Source organism: Polaribacter vadi (genome assembly GCF_018861005.1).
GTDB lineage: Bacteria > Bacteroidota > Bacteroidia > Flavobacteriales > Flavobacteriaceae > Polaribacter > Polaribacter vadi_A.
Window position 1 is genome coordinate 142,530 of record NZ_JAHKQL010000003.1, and the last position, 22,028, is coordinate 164,557.

Genomic DNA, 22,028 nt, shown 5'->3' on the forward strand with positions numbered 1-22,028 from the left:
CGTTGTCAAAGTTATTTGATTCAATTATTCTCATAGTGAAAAAGTTATTATTCTTGTGTCTATTTAGACGTTTAAAGAGGTAAGAAGTTACAAAAATACGAATATTTTTATTTTTGTATTATAATTAAGTCTTTTTTGTCTATGTTGTTGATTTTTAATAGATAAGTGTTGTTGAGTGATAAGCATAAAAAAAACAGACCTAGGTCTGTTTTCTAATTTTTATTTTAGTCGTTAATTATATTTTACTCCATACCTGGTTGTTTTATACTCGCAGGCCATTTTTTTAATTCATCTTTAATTGCTGTAGTAACCTCATTATCATCTTTAATATACCAACTTACATTTTTATAAGTTGTAGAACCATCACTTGAGTAGTGAAAAAAGACAATAGAAGTTACATATGGATATTTAGTGTAAAAGTCTCTAAAAGTATCTCCAAACCATTCTGCTCTATTACCACCTGGTTTTAAGGAACCAAATTCTGCAATCATAATTGGTTTGTAAAAAGATTCTAATTGTTTGTAATAATTACCAAAAATTTGTTCAAAAGACCACCAATCACTCCAACTTGTACTTGTACCATAGTTTAAAGCTCCTGTAGCAACTACATCTACATAATCTGTACCTGGATAATATTCTTGAAACTTACCATACGTTAAATGCGGACTCCAAATCCAAATAATATTTGTAGCGCCAACAGCATCAAAAACCTCTCTGATGTGTTGATATGCTGCCACATATTCTGATGGATCATTGTTTTGAGGTCCCCAAGGATAACGATAAGGATCGTTCATTTCATGACCAACTCTTAAATAAATTGGGTAACCTACTTTTTTAGCTTCTAAAGCCCATTCTTTTATAAAAGCATCATAATGACCTTTTGCAACTGAAGCCAAACCATGATTGTTTCTTACTTCAGGAGCAGCAATTTCAGGGAAATTTTCTTGTGTAAACTTACCTAACCAAGGCTCCCAAGTAACCATGGGTATAGAACCCACTCTAACAATGGCATCAATTTCATTTCTTGGAAATTCGTAATCTTGGCCTTCTCCCCAAGCTTTATAAATATGAATTATAGGGAAAGTTATGGCTAAAGAATCTTCTAAATTAATAATGTTTTCATAAGAAGCACCTTTGCTATCATCTGAAGCACCAAAAAGAATATGTTTTGTTTTTAATAAAGCAAATTTATTTTTTCTTTGATCTTTAAACCAAGCTAATTTCTTTTCTCTGTTTTTTTCTCTTTTTTCTAGAATATTATCACGTTCAAAATCTTGAACCATATTACTCATACTTTCTAGAAATCCTCCTAATGGTCCTTTAGAACTTTTACTTACAGCTGCCAAACCATAAATTACAATATAACCTAATACTAAAGCTATAAGAACGTTAAAAAGTCTTTTAAATGTTTTTTTGGATGATGCCATGCTTACGATTTATTTATAACGATTTTGATACCTTCATCTATAGATGTTTTTGGCTCGAAACCTGTAATTTTTTTAATTTTAGAATTGTCTCCTATCATTTCCCAAACTTCATTATTTCTATAGGGTATTGCACCTAAAATAATTTTAGATTTAGTATTAATAGTTTTATTTACTGCTTCTGCTAATTCGCTTAATTTTGTTCCTTTACCACTACAAATATTCATAGTTTGGTTGTAAGAATTGGTGCTTTTTGCTGTTAAAATTAAAGCTTCTACAACATCACCAACATATAAAAAATCTCTAACTTGTTCTCCTTTTGTCATCAAAAAATCTTCTCCTTTTTTTAATGTTAAAATCATTTGAGGAATAAAGAATTCTACTGGCATATTTTCGCCATAAAAATTGAAAACTCTTAAGTTAGTAAATTGTATTTTTTGATTTTTACAATAGGTTTCTATTAACATTTCTGCACTTATTTTACTTAAAGAATAAGGTGAAACAGGTTTAGGAACTTGATTTTCATGAAATGGAGATGTATTGTTTCCGTAAATTTCACTAGTAGAAGTAAATATAAAATGAGCTTTACTATTTTCTAAGGATTTTAGTACATTTAATGTTCCTTGAACATTAACTTCTGTCATATCTTTATATATCGAAAAATCTCTATTTCTGCTGATATTAGCAGCTAAATGATAAACGATATCTGGTTGTATTTTCTGAATTATTTTTTGGGTTTCATCAAAATTTGTAATATCAATTGTAAATTCAGTATTCGAAGGTTTACAATCTCTAGAAATAACAAAAACATTAGCATTAATCTCTTTAAGTGCTTTTACAAGAAAAGTACCCAAATAGCCATTACCACCAATTACTAATATTTTTTTATTTTTTATTTCTATTGTGCCCATAAAATATTTGCAGTATTTGCATCACCTACATATTCAGTTAAATCTGAAAGTGATAAAACTTGATTGTTTTCATAGTAAGCTTTATACCAACTAATTGTTTTATCAATCGTTTTATCTATACCCCAAACAGCTTTCCATTTTAAGGTTTTGTTGGCTTTAGAACAGTCTAACATCAATAAATTTGCTTCATGATGTTCGTCTGTATTTTTACTGATTTCAATTTTGATATTATTCCAATATTCGTGTGATAATTTTACAATATCACCTACTTGTAAATTGCTGTTATTATCAGGTCCAAAATTCCAACCTTCTGCAGCAAAAGTTTCTTTATTTAATAATTTCCAACCTAAAGTTAAGTAACCACTTAATGGTTCTAAAACATGTTGCCAAGGTCTTGTTGCTAACGGGTTTCTAACTAAAACAGCTTTGTTAATTGCTGTTGCTTTAACAATATCAGGAATTAGCCTATCTACAGCCCAATCACCACCACCAATTACATTTCCTGCACGTCCACTAGCTAATAAAACTTGATGTTTTTTATCAAAATCTTTAGTATTGAAATAAGAATTTCTATAAGAAGATGTTAATAATTCTGAACATCCTTTAGAAGCACTATAAGGATCGTAACCACCCATTGGTTCGTTTTCTCTATAACCCCATTCCCATTCTTTGTTTTCGTAACATTTATCAGTGGTAACATTAATAATTGCTTTTACAGATGGTGTTTTTCTACAAGCTTCAAAAATGTTTAATGTACCCATAACATTGGTAGAAAAAGTTTCTACAGGATCATCATAAGAAGCTCTAACTAAAGCCTGAGCAGCTAAATGAAAAACAATATCAGGTTGTACTTCTTCAAAATATTTTTGAAGAACATCTGTATTTCTAATGTCTTCTATTTTTTCTTCAATACCAAGTTTTAAAAGGCTAAGATGATTAATTTCATCTTCATTTATTAAAGAAAAACCATATACTTTAGCCCCCATTTGTTCTAGCCAAAGTGCTAACCAAGATCCTTTAAAACCTGTATGGCCTGTTAATAAAACCTTTTTATCCTTATAAATGCCTCCAAAAAGTGATTCGAAATTTACCATGTTTTCCAAGGTGCTTTGTTATCATTCCATTTTGTCTCTAATTGATTTTTATCTCTTAAAGTATCCATTGGTTTCCAGAAACCTCTGTGTTTGTAGGCAGCAAGTAATTTATCGTTTGCAATATTTTCTAAAGGACTTCTTTCAAAAACGGTTGTATCATCATCTAAATAATTAAAAACGATTGGGTCACAAACAAAGAAACCACCATTAATCCAAGCTCCATCTCCTTTCGGTTTTTCCATAAAGCTATTAATTTCGTTGGTTTCTGTATTAATATCTACAGCCCCAAATCTACCTTCGGGTTGTACACAAGTCATCGTAAATTTTTGATCGTGATTGTTATGAAAATCTAAAAGTTCTTTAATATTTACATCACTAACTCCATCACCATAAGTTAAAAAGAAAGGCTCGTCTAAATATTTTGCAGCTCTTTTAATACGTCCACCAGTCATTGTATGTAAACCTGTATCTAGAATTGTAACTTTCCATTTTTCAGTTTTAGATTCTAAAGTAGTCATCGTATTATTTTCCATATCAAATTCTACATCAGATTGATGTAGATAATAATTTGCAAAATATTCTTTAATAACGTAAGATTTATATCCACCTAAAATAACAAAGTCGTTAAAACCATAACTAGAATAGTGTTTCATTATGTGCCAAATAATTGGTTTGTCACCAATTTTTACCATAGGTTTTGGTATTGTTGAGGTTTCCTCACTTAATCTAGTTCCAAATCCTCCTGCTAAAATTACTACTTTCATATTTTAGTTACTTTAAGTTATTGTTTTATTTCAATTTCTTTGTTTGATTTTACTTTAATTCTACTCCAAGCATTTTCTGCTTTAATAAATAGAGATTTGTATGCTGCTCCAATACCACCAATAAATTGGATAAAAGCTATCATAGCAAAGCCTATCATAGCCCAAGTTTTTTTGGCAGTTAGTATTAATTCGCTTTCTGGTATAAAATACCTTCTTTCTATATAAATACCAACTAACATAAACAAAAATAGTACACAATATATAATTAAGGGTTTTACAAACGGATTCATAAAACCTTTTACGGCTATTTTTGCTGTTGGTAAATAGGGTATTTTTTTATTTATTAATGTTAAATAGAATGCATAGGTAAATACTGGCCAACAAGAATATTTTAAAACCATTCCTCGCCAATGAATTCCTTTTTCTGTTTTTCTATCACATAAAAATCTTTGAGCATATGCGTAAATTAATAATGCTACAATTAGTATTGGGCTTCCAAGTATTACAAATTCTGTAAAATCCATGCTTGCTGGACTTATTTTTGTCGTAAAAAACAATAACGGAATAAATATAAAAAAGGCTGTTATTGGTCCAAATAAATAATAAGTTCCTATGGATAAATAGGATATTTTTTGCCAGAATTTTAGATGTTTTAAATGACCAGGCATTTCATCGAAAAGTAATTCAAAAACACCTCTTGCCCATTTTAATTGTTGTTTACAAAATGATGTAAAATCTTCTGGAACCAAACCACGACTTACAATTACAGGATTGTAAATAGATTCCCAACCTTTTGCATGTATTCTTATGGATGTTTGCAAATCTTCTGCTAAACCTTGTGCATGGCCTCCAATACTTTCTAATGCCTTTCTTCTAAAAGTACAATTTGCACCAATAGCAACTGCACCTCCATAACCATGTAAACCCATTTGAGTTGGCCCATAAAAAGAATAGGTTTGTTCTGCAGCGCCTTTTGCTGTAAAAGAACGATACATATTGTAATAACCCTGACTAACCTGAACAAAACCAATTTTTTCATCTTTAAAAAAGCCCAAAGTTTGGTCTAAAAAGTTAGGAAACACAATATGGTCTGGGTCTAATATTAAAATATAATCTTCGTTTGTTCTTTTTAATGTTTCGTTAATTTTACCCGCTTTTGCTCCAGGAATGTTGGCAAGATTTAGCCAAACTACTCCATATTCTTCTGCTAATTCTTTAAAAGCAACATCTTCTGTGCTATCTAATAAATAAGTTGTGTGTGGGTAATTTAAGTTTTTTAAAGCCTTAAATGTGTTTTCGAACATAGATAAAGGTTCACCAGGAGCAGAGGTTGTAAACACAGCAACACTTAAATTTTCTTCTGGTTCTGGTACTTCTTTTGGTTTAGAAATGCGTAAATAATTTATCCAAACTAAAGCAATTCTTATAATTCCGTATATAAAAAGTAAACTTAAAATTACAAACAAGAAAAGATTTTCTATGTGTTCGCCACGAAACCACCATTCAATTAAATTGAACATACTTAACAAACCAGCAAATGTTAATCCTAAAAAGATAGCTCTGTCTAAGCTAGTAACTTTTTTAGCTTGTTTAAATTCCCATAAATCGTTACGTAATTTTGAATTCATTAAAATCTATAATTCAAACCTAAATTAATATTATCTCTTTTGTAAAAAAATGTTTCTTGATAGGTGTAAACTAAATTAACCCCAAATTTATCAGAAAACATATGGTTTACAGCCCCTTCAATATCCAAGTAAGAAAATTCTTCATCATAAAAACCCCCTATTTCAAAATTGTTTGGTGTAACTTCTAAAGGATATGGATTTCTTACATTAGCAGAAAAACCATAGTTTAACTTACCTTTTATCGTCAATTTTTCTGTTGGCTTATAGTTTGTTATAAATAAACCAGAATGAATTTTTTGTTCTTTTGGTGTAAAATACGGATCGTAAATTCCCAAACCTTCACTGTCATAAACAAATAAAATATCATCTGCATCTGTGTAGTTAAAACCATAACCAGCCTGAAAGCCAAATTTGCTCACTTTTATAGGTTGAGAAACAATCCAAGCACCAAACACTTTTATTTTATTATCATCTTGATAAAATTGTTGATTGTAAGCACTGTGTAAAACTATCCATTTATTATTATAATCTAACTCACCAAATATATCTTCTTTAGTTAAGTTGATAGAAGTACTAGCAATTGTACCTAAAACACTATTTTTTGAGTAGCCAAACTTAATAGATGTGTTTTCTGCTAAAAACTGTTTAAATTCTATACCTCCAATCCAATCTGTATCTCCAGAGAAATTTTTGTATGCACCAGCACTTAAATTTACTTCTAAGCTGAGTTCATTAAAATGCATTTTGTTACCTAGCTTAGCAACTATAGCTTGTTCTGATTGTGGATAAAAATTATAATTTGAAATTTCTAAACTAGGATTAAGAAGTTTAGAAACGTATTTTTGTAAAGTGATGTGTTGAGCAAAATAATCCATTGGTTGAGAATCTGTTTGATACTCAAAATTTGCTTTTAAATATAAGCCAGTTAATTCTTCTATTTGATTTGATAAATTATTAGTTAGGTCTGTATTTGGATAAATTTCTTGAATTCTATCAATTTTCTTTTTTGATGTTTTAAAATTACCATTCCAAAAACTGATATTTGCATGTATAAGCAAGAACTCTACATCTTTAGAATTTTTATCAATTGTAAAATCATTTAAAACAGTTTCTATTTCATTTACTTTACCCATTTGATAAAGAAACTTAACGTAATCCATTTTCAATTCTTTATTGTTAGGAGCAATAGCAATGGCTTTCTTAAATTTACTCTTAGCTTCTGTTTTGTTATTATTTAAATTTAAAACATAAGCATAAAGCCAATTTATTTCTAAATCTTCTGAAAAAAAGTTGTAATACTTTGATAAATAAATGTCTGCTTGCTTGTATTCTTTTTTTGATAGATAAGCTTTTGTAGTTGCAACTACGTCTTTTTTATCAATAGTATGAGAAGTAAGATTGTTTTTTGGAGTCGATTTAAAAGACTGATTTTGAGAAAAAACAGATATGTTTAAGAATATTAAAATGTATACGCTACAATTTTTTATTAATTTAAAAATTGTATTTACCTTTAATAGGTTTGTCATTTTTTTTTAAAGTTTTTTATTTCATTTAGAAAAAACTATAATATGTTGGGGTTTTAGAAACTAAAATCCAAATATATTAATTTTTTAATGATAACTCTTTAATTTCTTTAGAGTTTTATCTAATTAAAATTAAGAAAATTCTTAAGGATTTTAGATGTAAAATTTAGTAAATATAGTTTTTAAATAAAATAGAGATGAATAAAAAAAGATTAAACCAGCTTAACTTTTAAGTGATAAGCTGGTTTACTAATTTATCTAATTTTATAGAGAACTTATTGTTCCAAATTCTTGCCAAACTGCAGTAGACTCATATGTTGAAACTGAACTTGCTGGTACTTTTAAAGTTAAATTGATTAAAGAAACATATTCAAAAACATTTGCTTCTATAGTAAGAGGTGTTTCTATATCTACATTTACATTGGTTAAAAGAGAGCAATTATAAAAAGCGCCATCACCAATACTTGTTACACTACTTGGTATACTTACATCTTTTAAACTAGTACATTGAAAAAATGCTTGAGTAGATATGCTTGTAACAGTATTAGGAACATCGAAGCTTGTTAAGCTTACACAGTTTCCAAAAACGGTTGCACCAAATGAAGTTACACTAGTAGGTATGTTCACTTTAGTTAAGCTGCTACAGTTATAAAAACCAATTTCTGGTAAAGAAGTAATACCATCTGGTATTGTAATTTCGCTTATTGCATTACAACCAGCAAAAGCTCCTTTACCAATACTTGTTACGCTACTAGGTATGTTTATTTCTGTTAAACTACTACAGTTAAAGAAAGTTGTTTCTTCGATAGTTGTAATTCCATCAGGAATTGCGATGCTTTTTAAATTAGGGCAGTTACCAAATGCACTACCACCAATGCTTGTTACACTATTTGGTATGTTAATTTGTTCTAAACTAGTACAATCGTAAAATACACTACTGCCAATTGTTGTTGCGTTGCTTGGTATGTTTACATCAACCAAATCAAAACATTGATAAAATAAATTGTCTGGTATAGTTGTAATATTCTCTGGTAAAACTGCTTTTGTTAAGTTAATACAAGCACCAAATGCACTGTTACCAATACTTGTTACAGTAGCAGGTATTGTTATTTCTTTTAAGACACTACACTCATAAAACGCAGAAGAACCAATTGTAGTAATATTACTTGGTATTGTAAAACTTTCTAAACTGTTACAAGCATAAAAAGTTTCATTAGGTATTGTTGTAAAAGTATCTGGAAAAGTTACGTTTGTTAAACTGTTACATAAACCAAAGACAGCTGCACCCATATTGTCATTCTCTACACTGCTAGGTATTGATATATTGTTTAAACTGCTACAATCATAAAAAGCTCCAGTACCAATACTTGTGATTGTGTTTGGTATATCAATAGAAGTTAAACTTCTACAACTTGCAAAAACACCATCAGCTAAATGAGATGTGCCTGCAGGAATATTAATGTCTGATAAACTTACACAAATACCAAAAGCATCGTTACCAATTTCTGTAACTTCATCAGGTATATTAATGCTAGTAATGCTGTATGAGTTGTAAAAAGCGAGGCTACCTATGTTTGTGTAACTACTTGGAATATTTATACTTGTTATGTCGTAAGCATAAGCAAAACCTTCGTCTGCAATACTAGTAACGTTATACGTTAAATCGAATTGATCTATGGTTGCAGGTAACTCTAATGCACCAGAAGGACCATCTTCGGTGGTTTTTTCTATAGATACCTCTTTGTTGTCTACATTTGTAATCGTGTACTTATAATCATCAACCGTAAAAGTTGTTCCTGCTTCTGGCCCTGTAGGAGGTATAACTACCACAGTAACTGATGCAGTATCACTATCTCCATCACTGTCAGTAATTGTATAATCAAAAGTATCAGTACCATCAAAGTTTGTTTCTGGAGTATAATCGATAGTATCGTCTGTTGGGTCATTTGGTGTACCTTCTGTGTTTACAGAAACTGTTCCTCCATTTTCTGTTGTATTAGAAATTACAGAAATTGCTCCTGTGCTTGGACCATCATCACCAAAATTATCATTATTTAAAACATCAATATTAATTGATATTCCTACCTCTGTAGAGGTAGAATCGTTTAAAGCATTTGGTGTATCATTTAATTCTTCTTCTTCAGAAGTTGGGCTTGTACATGATGTAAAAGCAATGGAAATAATTGCGAGAGCGTAAAAATATTTTCTCATTTTTTTTGTTTAAGGGGTTGATAACAAAGGTATTTAAATATTCGTTATCTCAAAGTGTTTTTTATTTTATTTAAATTTATGTTGATATAACTATTTCTGTCTAAAGTAAATAGTTATTGGTACACCAGAAAAATTATAAATTTCTCTAAGTTTATTTTCTAAAAATCGTTTATAAGGATCTCTAACATATTGTGGTAAATTACAAAAAAAAGCAAACTGAGGTGTTTGTGTTGGCAACTGCATGCAATATTTAATCTTCACAAATTTTCCTTTAATTGCAGGTGGTGGATTGTTTTTAACAATTTCTAACATTGTTTCATTAAATTTACTTGTAGAAATTCTGTTTTTTCTATTTTCAAAAACTTCTACAGCAGTTTCAATGGCTTTAAATAAACGTTGTTTTGTTAATGCTGATATAAAAATTATTGGTACATCTGTGAAAGGTGCAATTTGTTCTTTTACTTTGACTTCATAATCTCGCATTGTATTGGTTTCTTTTTCAACCAAATCCCATTTATTAATTAAGATGATAACACCTTTTCTGTTTTTTTCTGCTAACCAAAATATATTTTGATCTTGACCTTCAAATCCACGAGTGGCATCAATAACTAATATAATAACGTCAGAATATTCTATAGAACGCACAGCACGCATAACTGAGTAAAACTCTAAGTCTTCTTTTACTCTCGATTTTTTTCGGATACCTGCAGTATCAACTAAATTAAAATCGAAACCAAATCTGTTGTATTTTGTATCAATAGAATCTCTTGTGGTACCTGCAATATTGGTTACAATATTTCTGTCTTCACCAATTAAAGAATTTATAAATGATGATTTTCCTGCATTTGGACGCCCAACAACAGCAAATCTTGGCAATTCTTCTTTTTCTAAATCTACAGCTTCTGGTTCTGGCATTTTTTCTGCAAGCGCATCTAATAAGTCTCCAGTACCTGAACCGTTAATAGAGGCAATTGTGTAATACTCTCCTAAACCTAGATTGTAAAATTCTACTGCATCAGGTTCTCTCATTGCATTATCTACCTTGTTTACAACTGTAAAAATTGGCTTTTTAACTTTACGTAAAAGTTTAGCAACTTCAGCATCCATAGGTGTAATACCATCTTCAACGTTAACTACAAAAACAATTAAATCTGCTTCATCAATAGCTAGATTTACTTGCTTTCTAATTTCTCCTTCAAAAATATCATCAGAACCTTTAATATACCCACCAGTATCTATCACAGAAAATTCTTTTCCATTCCAGTCAGATTTTCCATAATGTCTGTCTCTTGTAACTCCGCTAACAGAATCTACAATTGCTTCTCTTTTTTGCACCAATCTGTTAAAAAGTGTTGACTTCCCTACATTTGGTCTTCCTACAATGGCAACAATGCTATTCATTTGAATTGTAATTTTTTGCAAAGATACGATTTACTAAAGGATTTTAATTGTAATTTTAAAGGGTTGTAAAATAGATTTCTATGGATAGGAAAGTAAATGTATTAATAGAAAAAAGAAATAGCGAAGTTTTTCTTAGACCAAGATTTACGATAGACTTAGATATAAATTATAAAGAATTGCTTCAACGTTTTTCTGATGAATTTAAAAAAGGAAATTCAAAAATTACTGGAAACATAGTTGATGGCCATGTTTTTATAAAAATTTCTAAAAAACACGAACATTTTTGGTCGCCTCAATTACATCTAGAAATTATTCAAAAAACTGTAAAAACATCACTTTTAAAAGGCTTATTTGGGCCAAAACCTGCAGTTTGGACACTTTTTATGTTTGTTCATTTTATAATTGGTATTTCTTTTCTAGCTTTTTGTATACTCTTATACACTAAGTTTTCGTTAAATGAGTCAATTTTTTTTCCTTTATTAATGATGATTATTTTACCATTAATCTGGCTGCTTCTGTATTTTTTAGGTAAAATAGGAAAAAATACAGGTAAATATCAAATGAGAAATTTACATGACTTTATGATAGAGATAATAGAGGGTTAAAATCGGAGAGAATTGATAATTTAATTCTGATTATAACCAAAACGTTTTAATTGGTTCTTATCACTTCTCCAGTTTTTATTCACTTTTACATACAATTCTATAAAAACTTTTTTCTGAAAAAAACGTTCTAAGTCTTTGCGAGCTTCAGCTCCAATTCGTTTAATTGCAGTGCCTTTATGACCAATAATAATTCCTTTTTGAGTATCGCGTTCTACCATGATTATAGATCGAATTCTAACAATGTTTTCTTGTTCAATAAATTCTTCTGTTTCAACTTCTACGGAGTATGGTATTTCTTTTTTGTAATGCATTAGAATTTTTTCTCTAATTTTTTCATTTACAAAAAAGCGTTCAGGTTTGTCTGTTAATTGATCTTTAGGATAAAAGGGAGGCCCTTCTGGTAATAATTCAATTATCTTGTAGAAAACAGACTCTACATTAAATTTTTCTAAAGCAGAAATTACATAAACAAAAGAGTTTGGTACTTTTTCTCGCCAATATTTTATTTTCTCATCAACTTCTTCTTTATTAGATTTATCAATTTTATTCAATAAAAGTATAACAGGAATCTTGCTGTTGATGATTTTATTAAAAAAAGCTTCATTTTTTAATGCAGTTTCTCCAACTTCAACCATATAAATTAAAACATCGGCATCATCTAAAGCAGATTTTACAAAATCCATCATAGACGCTTGTAGTTCATATGCAGGTTTTATGATACCTGGAGTATCAGAAAATACAATTTGATATTCTTCGTGATTAACAATTCCTAGAATTCTATGCCTTGTTGTTTGTGCTTTTGGGGTGATAATAGATAATTTTTCACCAACCAAAGCATTCATCAAAGTAGATTTACCCACATTAGGATTTCCAATAATATTTACAAAACCAGCTTTATGTATCATAAAACAAAGATAACTTGTTTTATGTTTTGTCTATAAATTTTGTCTTAAAAAAAAATAAATGAAATAAAGTTTGGAAAATAGTTTCTTTGTGTTGTATATTTGCAGTTCAAATCGCGGGATAGAGCAGTAGGTAGCTCGTCGGGCTCATAACCCGAAGGTCACTGGTTCGAGTCCAGTTCCCGCTACAAGCTTAACGTTAATTAAATCAACGAATTGTGTCTCACAATTCGTTTTTTTATGTCTTCAATTTACTTACTTTTACAAAGAGTACACAAAAACGTACACGTTTTACCTATGAAATTGAATTATTCAGAGCCAAAAATTTACACAGGAGGTGTGGATATTTCCTTGTGGTCAAAATTAAGTGTCAAAGAGAAAAAAGCATCATTAGAAAAGCCTTGGTATGTTTATTTTTCGTTTAGAAACTCTAAAACGAACAAACTAGAGCGTCAGCCCAATATTAAAGCAGGCGCCAATAAATTAAAAACTAAGGGCGAACGTTATGCGTTTTTAAGAACAATGCAACAGGCGCTTTTAGAGTTGTTAGAGTATGGATTTAATCCTTATCAGGACAATAGTTCCTTAGAGGAAGCCATGTTTTCTAGTGATAATTTAAATAACTCAAACAAAAAGTCAACAAAAAGTCAACATCTAGCAATAGAAAAAACTACACTTGAAATAATAAAAAAAGAACCTATTGTTATAAAGGTTGAACAAATTCACAGAACTATTTCAGAAGCCTTTGAATTTACTTTAGATTTAAAAGTGAATATGATGAACAAAAACTCATTTGTTCAATATAAGAGTAGAATAGGTCTATTTGAAAAGTGGTTAAAAGAAAAAGAGTATTATAAGAATACAATTGATTTTATTACCAAGAAAATAGTTATCGAATATTTGAATGAAGTTTTAAAACGGACAAGCGCAAGAAATAGAAACAATTCTAGAACAGATATTGCCTCAATGTTTCAGCTTTTAGAAGATAACGAAATTATTAAAGATAATTTTGTTAAAAAAATCGCTGTTTTAAAATCGGTGCCGAAGAGAAATAAGACTTACACACCCAAACAAGAAAAAGAGATTTACAAGTATTTAGAAGAAGTAGATCCTCATTTACTGCTTTTTGTAAAATTTATCTCTTACAGTATTTTAAGACCCATTGAGATTTGCCGATTGAGAGTGGGAGATGTTGATGTTAAGGATAAAAAGTTGTATTTAAAAGAAAAAAATAAGCCTGTAAAAATTAAGATTATTCCTGAAATTTTATTGGAAAGCTTACCAGACTTATCAAAAGGAGATTCCAACGCTCTTTTATTTGGTAGATATGAAATAGGTGAGCTTTGGGATGCAGATGAGGTGAATAGACGGAATGATTTCTCAAAGCGCTTTAAAAAGATAAAAGACCATTTTAAATTAGGTGTTGAATATGGTATGTATAGTTTTAAGCATACCTTTATTACAAAGCTTTACAAATCATTTAGAGAAACAATGTCTCAGCATGAAGCAAAAAGCAAGATTATGCCATAAGTGGACATTCCACAATGAAAGCTTTAGAGAAATACTTAAGAGATATCGATGCAGAACTACCAGAGGATTACTCTAATCATTTAGTCTAATTTTGATATTCTATCTTTAATTTTAAGCTAAACGATCCAATTTTTACGTTTTTATTTGATGTTGAACAATGCCAAGCTAAAATGATTTTTATAGATCATCTAAATGTAAATTTAAAACCAGTTTATCAATTCTTAGATTAGAATAAGTTTTGTGTTTGAAATTGAAATAAATTTTATTACAGTTTATAATGAAAATTATATTAAAAAAATGCTATTGATAAAAAGTAAATCAATCGATTATGTAATTCAGAGCATATAAGTATAAGAAAGTTAGAATTTGTAATTTACAAAACCTGCCAAAACCTTTAAAAACCTCTCATAACCTCCTAAATCCTAAAAAGAGTATTTTAACTTATTTAAATTTGGATTCATATATGAATTCAGAAACGGTTTATCAAGTAGCAAAAGCACTTTCAAAAGAAGAGCAACTGTTGTTGTTTGAGAAATTGAAAAAAGATTTCATACCAACGAAAACGAGTTATAAAACAAAGGGTAAGCAATTCAAAAAAGAAGATGCTATTGATTATTTATTGACACGTATTTTTAACAAAAAGGGATTAAAATAGAAAATAAACTACGATTAAACGTTAATCGTACGTAAAATTAACGGATAATGGAATCAAGAATGTATGTATGTCAACACTGTAAAAAGGAATATCTTCCAAAAAGAAGAAAGGTTCAAAAATTTTGCAATGCTAGTTGTAGAGTTAGTTCTCATCAATTAAAAAAGAAATCTAATGACGAATTAACCACAAACAGAACAAATTATAAATCAAATTTAGAGAAACTAAAAGTAGAAAAAATGAGTTTGTCTGGAGTAGGTAATTCAGTGGCAGGTACCATAGCTGTTGAAGGATTAAAAGCACTATTTATAAAAGAAGAAAATAAACCAGCCACAAAATTGGATATTCAGAAGTTAGAAGAAAGATTTAAAAGATATCTAGAAATAAATAATTTGCCAAGAAATATAAACAATCAAAAACCTTTTTATGATAGTCTTTTAAAAAGTGTAGTTTATTTATAGATTAATTTAAAGAATATACTTCTTAAGTTAAAAAAGTTTGTTTTTTAACTCAGTTCTTTGTTAGGTGTAGTAATTATTCCTAATATATTGTTTATGAATTTTGAACAAAAATATTCAAGCACTCAAATTTAAATTTACCATATCTTTTAGCCTCATTTTTATTAAGTTCCATTTCTCTATAGATTTCGTCAAAAGTTATATAAGTACTATCATTTTTTTTTAAATACCTCTTGTAAGTTTTTTGTTTATAATTGTTAGGTGTATTTGAAAGCAATGTTAATTCATATAACATATTTGTTTTGTCATATTTACTAATTCCATCTAATAAGTTAAAATCATCAAAAAGAATACCTCTTCCACTACCTAATAAAGCAAGTTCTCTTGTTAAGTATTTATGAAATTTTAATAAATCATTGAAATCTATACTGTAATCAGCTGTTACCTTGTTTATTTCTTTAGAAATGAATTTTTTGTAATCATCTAGTTTAGGTCTTTCAACTTTAATTTTTGTTAAATCAATATCATGTTCTTGTGCTAACGATAAAAGTTCTTTGTATTCATAATTACTTAAATCAGTTGGTTTAGTTTTTACTTTGTTTAAGTGTTGGTAATATGTTTCGAACACTTCCTTTCCGGTATAAGAGTCATTAATTACTATATAGTATTGAAATGTACTAAATAAGTCAATATAACAGGTTAATCTTTTTGTACCGTTATTATTTTCTTCAGTGTATAGGATTAATGTGTGTGAAGGGTAATTTTTTTCTAAAAGAACTCTATACTGTTCGAAATAGTGGTCAAGTACACCTACTGGATAAAATGGTATAACATTTTTTGTGAAAATAAGTTTATTTTTTTGCGTGTCTAAACACCTTTTGAGCTCTTCTCTTTTAATGCCTTTTAAATAAGCAAATTCAGTTACTATTTTTATTAATCCGTAAACGAACTTATCATTAAAGTCTTCTACATTTTTACTAAAATAGTATTGAAATTTGTCATTTTGTTCGAATTCTGTAATCTTAAAAATTTTGTATTCTTCAAAATTTAAAACATCTTTTTTAACTTTTTTAATATAGTTATTTATAGTGTTTTCTTCTGCAAATATTCTTAATTCCTTTTTGTTTTCATCTCTTTCATAAAATGGTTTTTTAGGAATGACTTTATCATTTTTTTTATAAATCTCTAAATTCTTTGTGGAATGTAGACCTATAATCTTTTTTATTACATTGCTATTTCTTTCTTTAGGTAATCTGTTTTTTAATTCTTGAGTGAAATAATCAAATAATTTAACAAATGAAATATCTATTTCTTTATTTAAGGTATTTCCACAATCTTCACATAATATTTCGGAACTTTTTAGTCTTCCTCCTATAGCATTTTGTATAATATGCTCTTCGTGATTTAATTTAGGTTTCTCTGTAAATTGATTTTTATTTTGTCCATAGAAATTCCTTTCTACCATTTCTTCATTACAAATCAAGCAATTTTTATCAGTGTTGTTCATTTGAATGCACAGAGTTTTTTTTATTACACCTAACGTGTTTATATATGGTTTGTTGCGTGGTTTAAGCACCTAATTTAGTAAATAATTACTGACAAAGAAAATCCGCGAGGATTTTCGTAAGTATGCTTTTTGCCAGCAATAAATTATATATGTTGTTGTGCAACGTTTTTTATTCCAAATAATCTTCAATTTTCTTAATTTCAATTACAATTCTATGATTTTCGGGTAAACATTCAAGTAATTCTGAAGGTCTCGCTAATTCATTTTCAGGCGTTTTTTTGTACCAATTTAAAACTTTTTCAAACATCACTATTCCTGCTGTTTCATTTCCTGATTTATAAGTACAAAATCCAATTTGCTCAATCAGTTTAACGTATCTCCAAAGTTGAAATTCTTTCAGAGCTTTAGTGTCAACTTTCAAATAATTTTCACGAGCAAGTTTTAAATTCCCAATATCTTGATAAATATGAGCTAAATATAATTGAGCAAGAAAATTAGTATTATCTAATTCACTTGATTTTTTAAAATTCTCAATTATTTTTTCTGAATTATTTCTCCAATCTTCACTTTCATAATCAATCAATCCAAGTATTTGATAATCTAGAGAAGTTAATTTATTTCGAGTCATAATTTTTTCACGAATGTTTTTTTTTAATGATTTTTTTTCTTCTAAATTTTCTGAAATAAAGAACTTGTCATATTCTTCTAAAATGTCTTTTTCAAATTCAGTTTTCATTCAGTTTTCGTGATTTTGAGTAATGTTGCACAACGTGTTTGTGTTATGGAAAGTTGCGTTTTTGTGAACGAGGAATTTCCAACGGAAATTCAGCAGTTTGCAAAAATGCAACAAACTTTGGTTAAGCTAAAAGTAGCAATTTTTTATACACGGTGTTGGCATTTCGTAGTTTTTTTTCATTCTGTATTTCGTTCTCATTAAATTCCATTTTTTCTAAAATTCAATTTTGAGTGATAATTTCGCCAAATTTATAATTTAGTTTTAAGTGAGAAATTCGTAATAATGATTTTCTAAATTCTTCTCAACTCCGCAAGTTTTCAATTCAACATTTGAGTGATAATTCCGCCATTATATTTTTTCGGAATTTAAGTATATTCAAACGTTTTATAACTCTAAATTTTGCTTAATAGTCGTAAAATTTTCCAAGTAAGAGATTGTCTTATATTTTCAGTGTTTTATAAAATTCAATTCTATTTTATGAAATTTATGTATAAAATAATAATACCAAAAATTATAAAAAATCCAATTGCTCCAAATTTAACATCTTTAGATTTTTCAGCGTCTTGATCTTTTTTTATCGCATTATTCATTTTTTCAAAATTGAATCTGTAAATAAAAATTAATCTTAACCAAAAACCTAAAAATGGAAATAATGACATATTTTATAAATCTTTAAAAATATTAAATTTGTTTAAATATCATAGTTTTAGTTTTTCGAGTCTGATTGGACTATTAATGCCAACGTGTTTGTGTAAGGAAAGTTGCGTGTTTTAAGCACTAAATTTACTAAATAAAATACAAACCAAGAAAATCCGCGAGGATTTTCGTAAGTAGGCTTTTACCAGCAATTTTTTTTACACGGTGTTGGCAAACGTATTTTATTTTTTCAGAATTTTCTTTATCTGAACTTCTCCATTTTCTCCAAATATTTTTAAAAGATATATTCCGTTTTTCAAACTAGAAATATTTATTTTACTTTCTTGTTTTTTTTCTAGAATTAATTTACCAATATAATTATAGATTTCAATTTTTAAAATTTCTTTTTTTGATTTAATTGTCAATATATTTTCAATAGGATTTGGGGAGATTACATAATTTTCTATTGAAAATTCCTCATTTGAAAGAGTCGAACAATTATCTGTAAAAGTTAAAGAGTTTCCTACTTGGTTAGAAATTCCATTTGTAAAAGCAACATTATTCAAATCATCTATACAAATTGTTTCTATATTCGGTAAATTTTCAAAATTACTTTTTGCATCTCCAGAAAAAGTGAAGTTTTGATTATTCCCGTTTTTTAAATTAATAGTTTTTAAATTGGGGTTATCTTGACATCTTAAAACATATAGGCTAGAGTTATTACTCACATCTAAAGTTGTTAATAAATTTTCACTTATGAGTAAGAACTCTAAATTTAAGTTATTGGAAGTGTTTATATTAGATATTTCATTATCCAAACAAGCTAGTCCTTCTAAATTTGTATTATTTAGTATATTTAAACTTGATAATTTATTATTTGAAACATTTAGTATTTTTAATTTAACATTATTTTCAATATTCAAGTTTGTTAATTGATTATCATAACAATAAACTGATTCTAAAAGCTTGTTATTTTCAATATTTAACGAGGTTAGATTATTTCCAAAACACCACAGTTCTTTAAGTTCAGTACAGTTACTAATATTTAAGTTGGTTACCTTTGCATCTATGAAATCTAAATAAGTAAGTTTTGTATTAGAGTTCATATTTACACTTGTTACATTAGTTTCAGCACATAAGAACTCTGTCATATTAACAAATGCTTCAATTCCAGTAATATCAGATACTGTGGAAGTTGAAACATTTATTCTACCAGTTATAGCTTCAGCTTCAGAAATCTGTATTTCATTATCAGAATTAGTATTTATTACTGGATTTATATGGTTTAATAATTTTTCTTTAAAAATTGGATCTGGTATATTAACATTTTGGGTTTGTATTATTCCACAATTAATGATTGTTATAAATAGTAAAACTTTTTTCATTTTTTTTTATTTTTCAATACTTGAGTTTCGTAAGTAGGCTTTTTGCCAGCAATAAATTATATATGTTGTTGGCAAATCGTTTTTTTATTTTTCATTTTCTAATTTCGGATTTAAAACTCCATTTTTCCATTCAAGCTCTCTACTTGTTTTTTTTATTTCAATCCAATTTGTTTCCTCATCTTCATAATTTCCAATTTCTTTTTGATAAACTATTTTTCCTTTTACTCCATCTTTTTCTTTTGGAAAAATTAATTTTTCTTCTAACCAATAAACACCTGCATCAGAAACTTGAGATATTTCCAAAACTTTTACTAATTCAGATTTTGTTTTAAAAAAGAAAATTCCACCACCATCAATTCCACAAGCTTCCGCTAAATAATTTATAAATAAGATATTGTCAATGTTTTCAATTCCTTTATTGCCAAAAATATCAACAGAAAATTCAGTTGTTGATAAAATAGATTTAACTTCTATAATTTCAGATTTGTTATTTAAAAGGCGAATTATAATTGAATAATTATTTTCATCTTTTTTATATGCAAAAAAGTATTTCGAGTTATTGGTTTCCTTTTTTTCTAAAGAAATTAAGCCTCCAAGAATATAACCAACTTTGTTGTTATGCTTAACTTTATAAAAAGGCGATTCAATTCCATTATAGTTTAGTTTATTTTCTGTTTTTTCAACTATTTCTATTTCTGTTCCAATTTTCAATAAATCAATTGTTTCAGAAGATAAATCAGGTAGCTCTCTAAATTTCACGTCGTTTCCAAACAGAAAATATTTCTTTCCATTTTCAAAATCAAAATTCGGGTTATGATATTTTATTTCCTGACTATAAGAAAAGTTTATTAATAAAATGAAAAATAGTGTTATTAGTCTCATTTTTAAATGTTTGCCAACGTTGATGTATAAGATTAGTTGCGTGTTTTAAGCACTAAAGTTAGCAAATAAATCACAGATAGAAAGACCGCGAGGACTTTCGTAAACTGGCTAAAACCAGCAATTAATTTTATACGGTGTTATGTGGCGTTTTTTATTATTTTATCATCTATTGATTTCGCAATAATTTCACTAGTGTTGTCCTTTTTCTTAAGAAGTGTTAGCACTAATTTTAAGTAAGATTCCTTGTTATTAATACTTGTAAGTGTGCAAACTTTAGATTCAGGAATAAGTGCATTTTTCAAGTTGAAAACTCTTAAAAGTCCAGAATAATCAGAATTAGCAATTATGGCTTCAAATTCCATTTTTATGTTATCGAATATTTCTTGTTTATTAATTGTGTTAATAGAATTATCAACTTCCAATATAACATCGTCAATATTTTTATTATTAAAACTTGAGGCTCTTATCATTTCACGCCTTAACGCTTCTTGGAAGTGAATTAATATTTGATTTTCTAATTGAGTTTGAAAATATGCAAGTAGATTTGTCTTTACTTGCTCAAATATGTCATTTGGGTTCTTTCCCATATGAATAGCCACTGATTTGATTATTTCTTCAAGTAGAAGTAAATTCTCTGCCTCTGCAACATCAAGAACCCAGATTTGTTTTGAGTTCAACCTAATAATATCATCATTTTTTCGTCTATCTCGGTCAATTATGCCATTTGAATCTATATGATGAAAGCCATTTTGCTCATTAAAAGACTTAACAGTTTGTATTACTTTATCACAACTACCTAGCGGTTTCAAAGTGTTGTCAGAATAAACTTGCTCATATAATTGATAATCAATACTACTACTATCTCCCTCTATAAAAATTACAGGTTTTCGACTTCCTAAAACCTCAAGATACAATTGTTCAGGTATAGGTAATTCATCATTTAATAATTCATAATCCCAAACGTTATTTCCATCATAAGATTTCGCCCATATTTTGGATGCATTTTGCCTAGAAAAAGCAAAATCAATATCGTGTGTTAAATAGACAAAAGAACAGTCTGTTCGCAAAATTTCAATAGAATCAAAAAGGTCTTTGACTAAAGATTTATGAATATGCATTTCAGGTTCATCAATAATTATAATTGAATTTTCTGGTGAACATACTACCTCTGCTATTAGGTAAAAAATCACCCTTTCGCCATCACTCATTTCGGACGCATTATATTTGTTTTCCGACTGATTAGTAGGGTAAGTTTCTATAACTCCGGCTTTAATTTTGAGTTTACGGTGTGGAAGAACTCTTTCCCAGACTTCTTTTACAATATCTAATTTAGTTTTTGGTGAAAGTAAATTTTGCTCTTTTGACTCTGATAATGATTCATATTCTTCAGTATGTAGAAGGACTAACAGTTTTTCAAAATCATTAAGTAGGTGAGTATTAAAATTATCTCCCCATCTACTTCTCTTTTTATATCCTAAATCATCAAGAACATTTTGTAGGTTGTGATTTCCTCCTACAAAAAATTCATTTCTAGCTACTTCAATAGATTTTGGACGTACAAGATTAGGGATTGTAAGGGATTTTTGAGCCGAAATCCTATGTGTGATTAAATGATTTTTTTCTTCAATATTGGCTCCAAATCTTGTTTTTCCAGCGCCATTTGCTCCAATAACAACAATTTGATGAAGTTCAATTTCTGGGTTTGTGTTAGGTTGTCCTTTTTTTGTAGGTAGATTTATTTTCATTGTTTAGATTGTTCTAATGTCTTGTCCTGAAATA

At 28.4% G+C, this 22,028-nt stretch carries 18 protein-coding genes and 1 tRNA gene; 5 read left to right on the forward strand and 14 right to left on the reverse strand.

The annotated features are described in order from the left end of the window. Positions 1-242 precede the first annotated feature (242 nt). The 8 genes from KO506_RS02540 to der form a co-directional block, all read right to left on the reverse strand. Entirely contained in the window at positions 243-1,427 is a 1,185-nt protein-coding gene (locus KO506_RS02540; protein WP_215993326.1) for a glycoside hydrolase family 26 protein, read from the reverse strand. 2 nt (positions 1,428-1,429) lie between these two features. Further along, positions 1,430-2,335, reverse strand: a complete 906-nt coding sequence (locus tag KO506_RS02545; protein WP_215993327.1) for an NAD-dependent epimerase/dehydratase family protein — start codon at positions 2,333-2,335, stop codon at positions 1,430-1,432. Further along, the gene (gene rfbG / locus KO506_RS02550) at positions 2,323-3,429 is read right to left on the reverse strand and encodes a CDP-glucose 4,6-dehydratase (RefSeq protein ID WP_252726758.1); all 1,107 of its coding nucleotides are present in this window, start codon (positions 3,427-3,429) and stop codon (positions 2,323-2,325) included. The genes KO506_RS02545 and rfbG overlap by 13 nt, the downstream gene beginning before the upstream one ends. Next, positions 3,423-4,193, reverse strand: a complete 771-nt coding sequence (gene rfbF, locus KO506_RS02555) for a glucose-1-phosphate cytidylyltransferase (RefSeq protein ID WP_215993329.1) — start codon at positions 4,191-4,193, stop codon at positions 3,423-3,425. The genes rfbG and rfbF overlap by 7 nt, the downstream gene beginning before the upstream one ends. 17 nt (positions 4,194-4,210) lie before the next feature. Then, positions 4,211-5,821, reverse strand: coding sequence for a glycosyltransferase family 2 protein (locus KO506_RS02560; protein ID WP_215993330.1), 1,611 nt, complete (start codon positions 5,819-5,821; stop codon positions 4,211-4,213). Next, on the reverse strand, positions 5,821-7,347 hold the full coding sequence (locus tag KO506_RS02565; protein WP_215993331.1) for a tetratricopeptide repeat protein: 1,527 nt from the start codon (positions 7,345-7,347) through the stop codon (positions 5,821-5,823). Before KO506_RS02565 ends, KO506_RS02560 begins: the two co-directional genes overlap by 1 nt. A gap of 261 nt (positions 7,348-7,608) precedes the next feature. Next, positions 7,609-9,555, reverse strand: a complete 1,947-nt coding sequence (locus tag KO506_RS02570; protein ID WP_215993332.1) for a leucine-rich repeat protein — start codon at positions 9,553-9,555, stop codon at positions 7,609-7,611. 90 nt (positions 9,556-9,645) lie between these two features. Further along, positions 9,646-10,956: a ribosome biogenesis GTPase Der gene (gene der / locus KO506_RS02575; protein ID WP_215993333.1), complete on the reverse strand. Its 1,311-nt coding sequence runs from the start codon at positions 10,954-10,956 to the stop codon at positions 9,646-9,648. Positions 10,957-11,036: 80 nt separating this feature from the next. Here der and KO506_RS02580 point away from each other — a divergent pair, with 80 nt between their 5' ends. After that, a complete protein-coding gene (locus tag KO506_RS02580) occupies positions 11,037-11,561 on the forward strand; it encodes a GTP-binding protein (RefSeq protein WP_215993334.1) in 525 nt (174 codons plus the stop codon). Positions 11,562-11,581: 20 nt separating this feature from the next. On the opposite strand, the gene era is transcribed toward KO506_RS02580, so the two are convergent. Beyond that, positions 11,582-12,466, reverse strand: a complete 885-nt coding sequence (gene era / locus KO506_RS02585; RefSeq protein WP_215993335.1) for a GTPase Era — start codon at positions 12,464-12,466, stop codon at positions 11,582-11,584. 112 nt (positions 12,467-12,578) lie between these two features. Here era and KO506_RS02590 point away from each other — a divergent pair. The 4 genes from KO506_RS02590 (at position 12,579) to KO506_RS02605 (ending at position 15,106) form a co-directional block, all read left to right on the forward strand. After that, positions 12,579-12,651 (forward strand) — tRNA-Met (locus KO506_RS02590). Positions 12,652-12,760: 109 nt separating this feature from the next. Further along, positions 12,761-13,993, forward strand: coding sequence for a tyrosine-type recombinase/integrase (locus KO506_RS02595; RefSeq protein ID WP_252726759.1), 1,233 nt, complete (start codon positions 12,761-12,763; stop codon positions 13,991-13,993). Positions 13,994-14,456: 463 nt separating this feature from the next. Continuing rightward, positions 14,457-14,648 (forward strand): hypothetical protein, encoded by a 192-nt coding sequence (locus KO506_RS02600; protein WP_215993336.1) that lies wholly within the window; start codon positions 14,457-14,459, stop codon positions 14,646-14,648. A 47-nt stretch (positions 14,649-14,695) separates the two neighbouring features. Further along, entirely contained in the window at positions 14,696-15,106 is a 411-nt protein-coding gene (locus tag KO506_RS02605) for a hypothetical protein (protein WP_215993337.1), read from the forward strand. 91 nt (positions 15,107-15,197) lie between these two features. Here KO506_RS02605 and KO506_RS02610 read toward each other — a convergent pair whose 3' ends face one another. The 5 genes from KO506_RS02610 to KO506_RS02630 all read right to left on the reverse strand — a co-directional run bounded on the left by KO506_RS02610 (position 15,198) and on the right by KO506_RS02630 (position 21,994). Beyond that, positions 15,198-16,610 (reverse strand): HNH endonuclease, encoded by a 1,413-nt coding sequence (locus KO506_RS02610; RefSeq protein ID WP_215993338.1) that lies wholly within the window; start codon positions 16,608-16,610, stop codon positions 15,198-15,200. 169 nt (positions 16,611-16,779) lie between these two features. Then, positions 16,780-17,346, reverse strand: coding sequence for a hypothetical protein (locus KO506_RS02615; protein ID WP_215993339.1), 567 nt, complete (start codon positions 17,344-17,346; stop codon positions 16,780-16,782). A gap of 878 nt (positions 17,347-18,224) precedes the next feature. Next, positions 18,225-19,367 carry a T9SS type A sorting domain-containing protein gene (locus KO506_RS02620; protein ID WP_215993340.1) on the reverse strand — a complete coding sequence of 381 codons (1,143 nt, stop codon included), beginning with the start codon at positions 19,365-19,367 and terminating at the stop codon, positions 18,225-18,227. 84 nt (positions 19,368-19,451) lie between these two features. Next, entirely contained in the window at positions 19,452-20,249 is a 798-nt protein-coding gene (locus KO506_RS02625) for an SH3 domain-containing protein (RefSeq protein ID WP_215993341.1), read from the reverse strand. Between the two features lie 137 nt (positions 20,250-20,386). Then, positions 20,387-21,994: a DUF4435 domain-containing protein gene (locus tag KO506_RS02630; RefSeq protein WP_215993342.1), complete on the reverse strand. Its 1,608-nt coding sequence runs from the start codon at positions 21,992-21,994 to the stop codon at positions 20,387-20,389. Positions 21,995-22,028 lie beyond the last annotated feature (34 nt).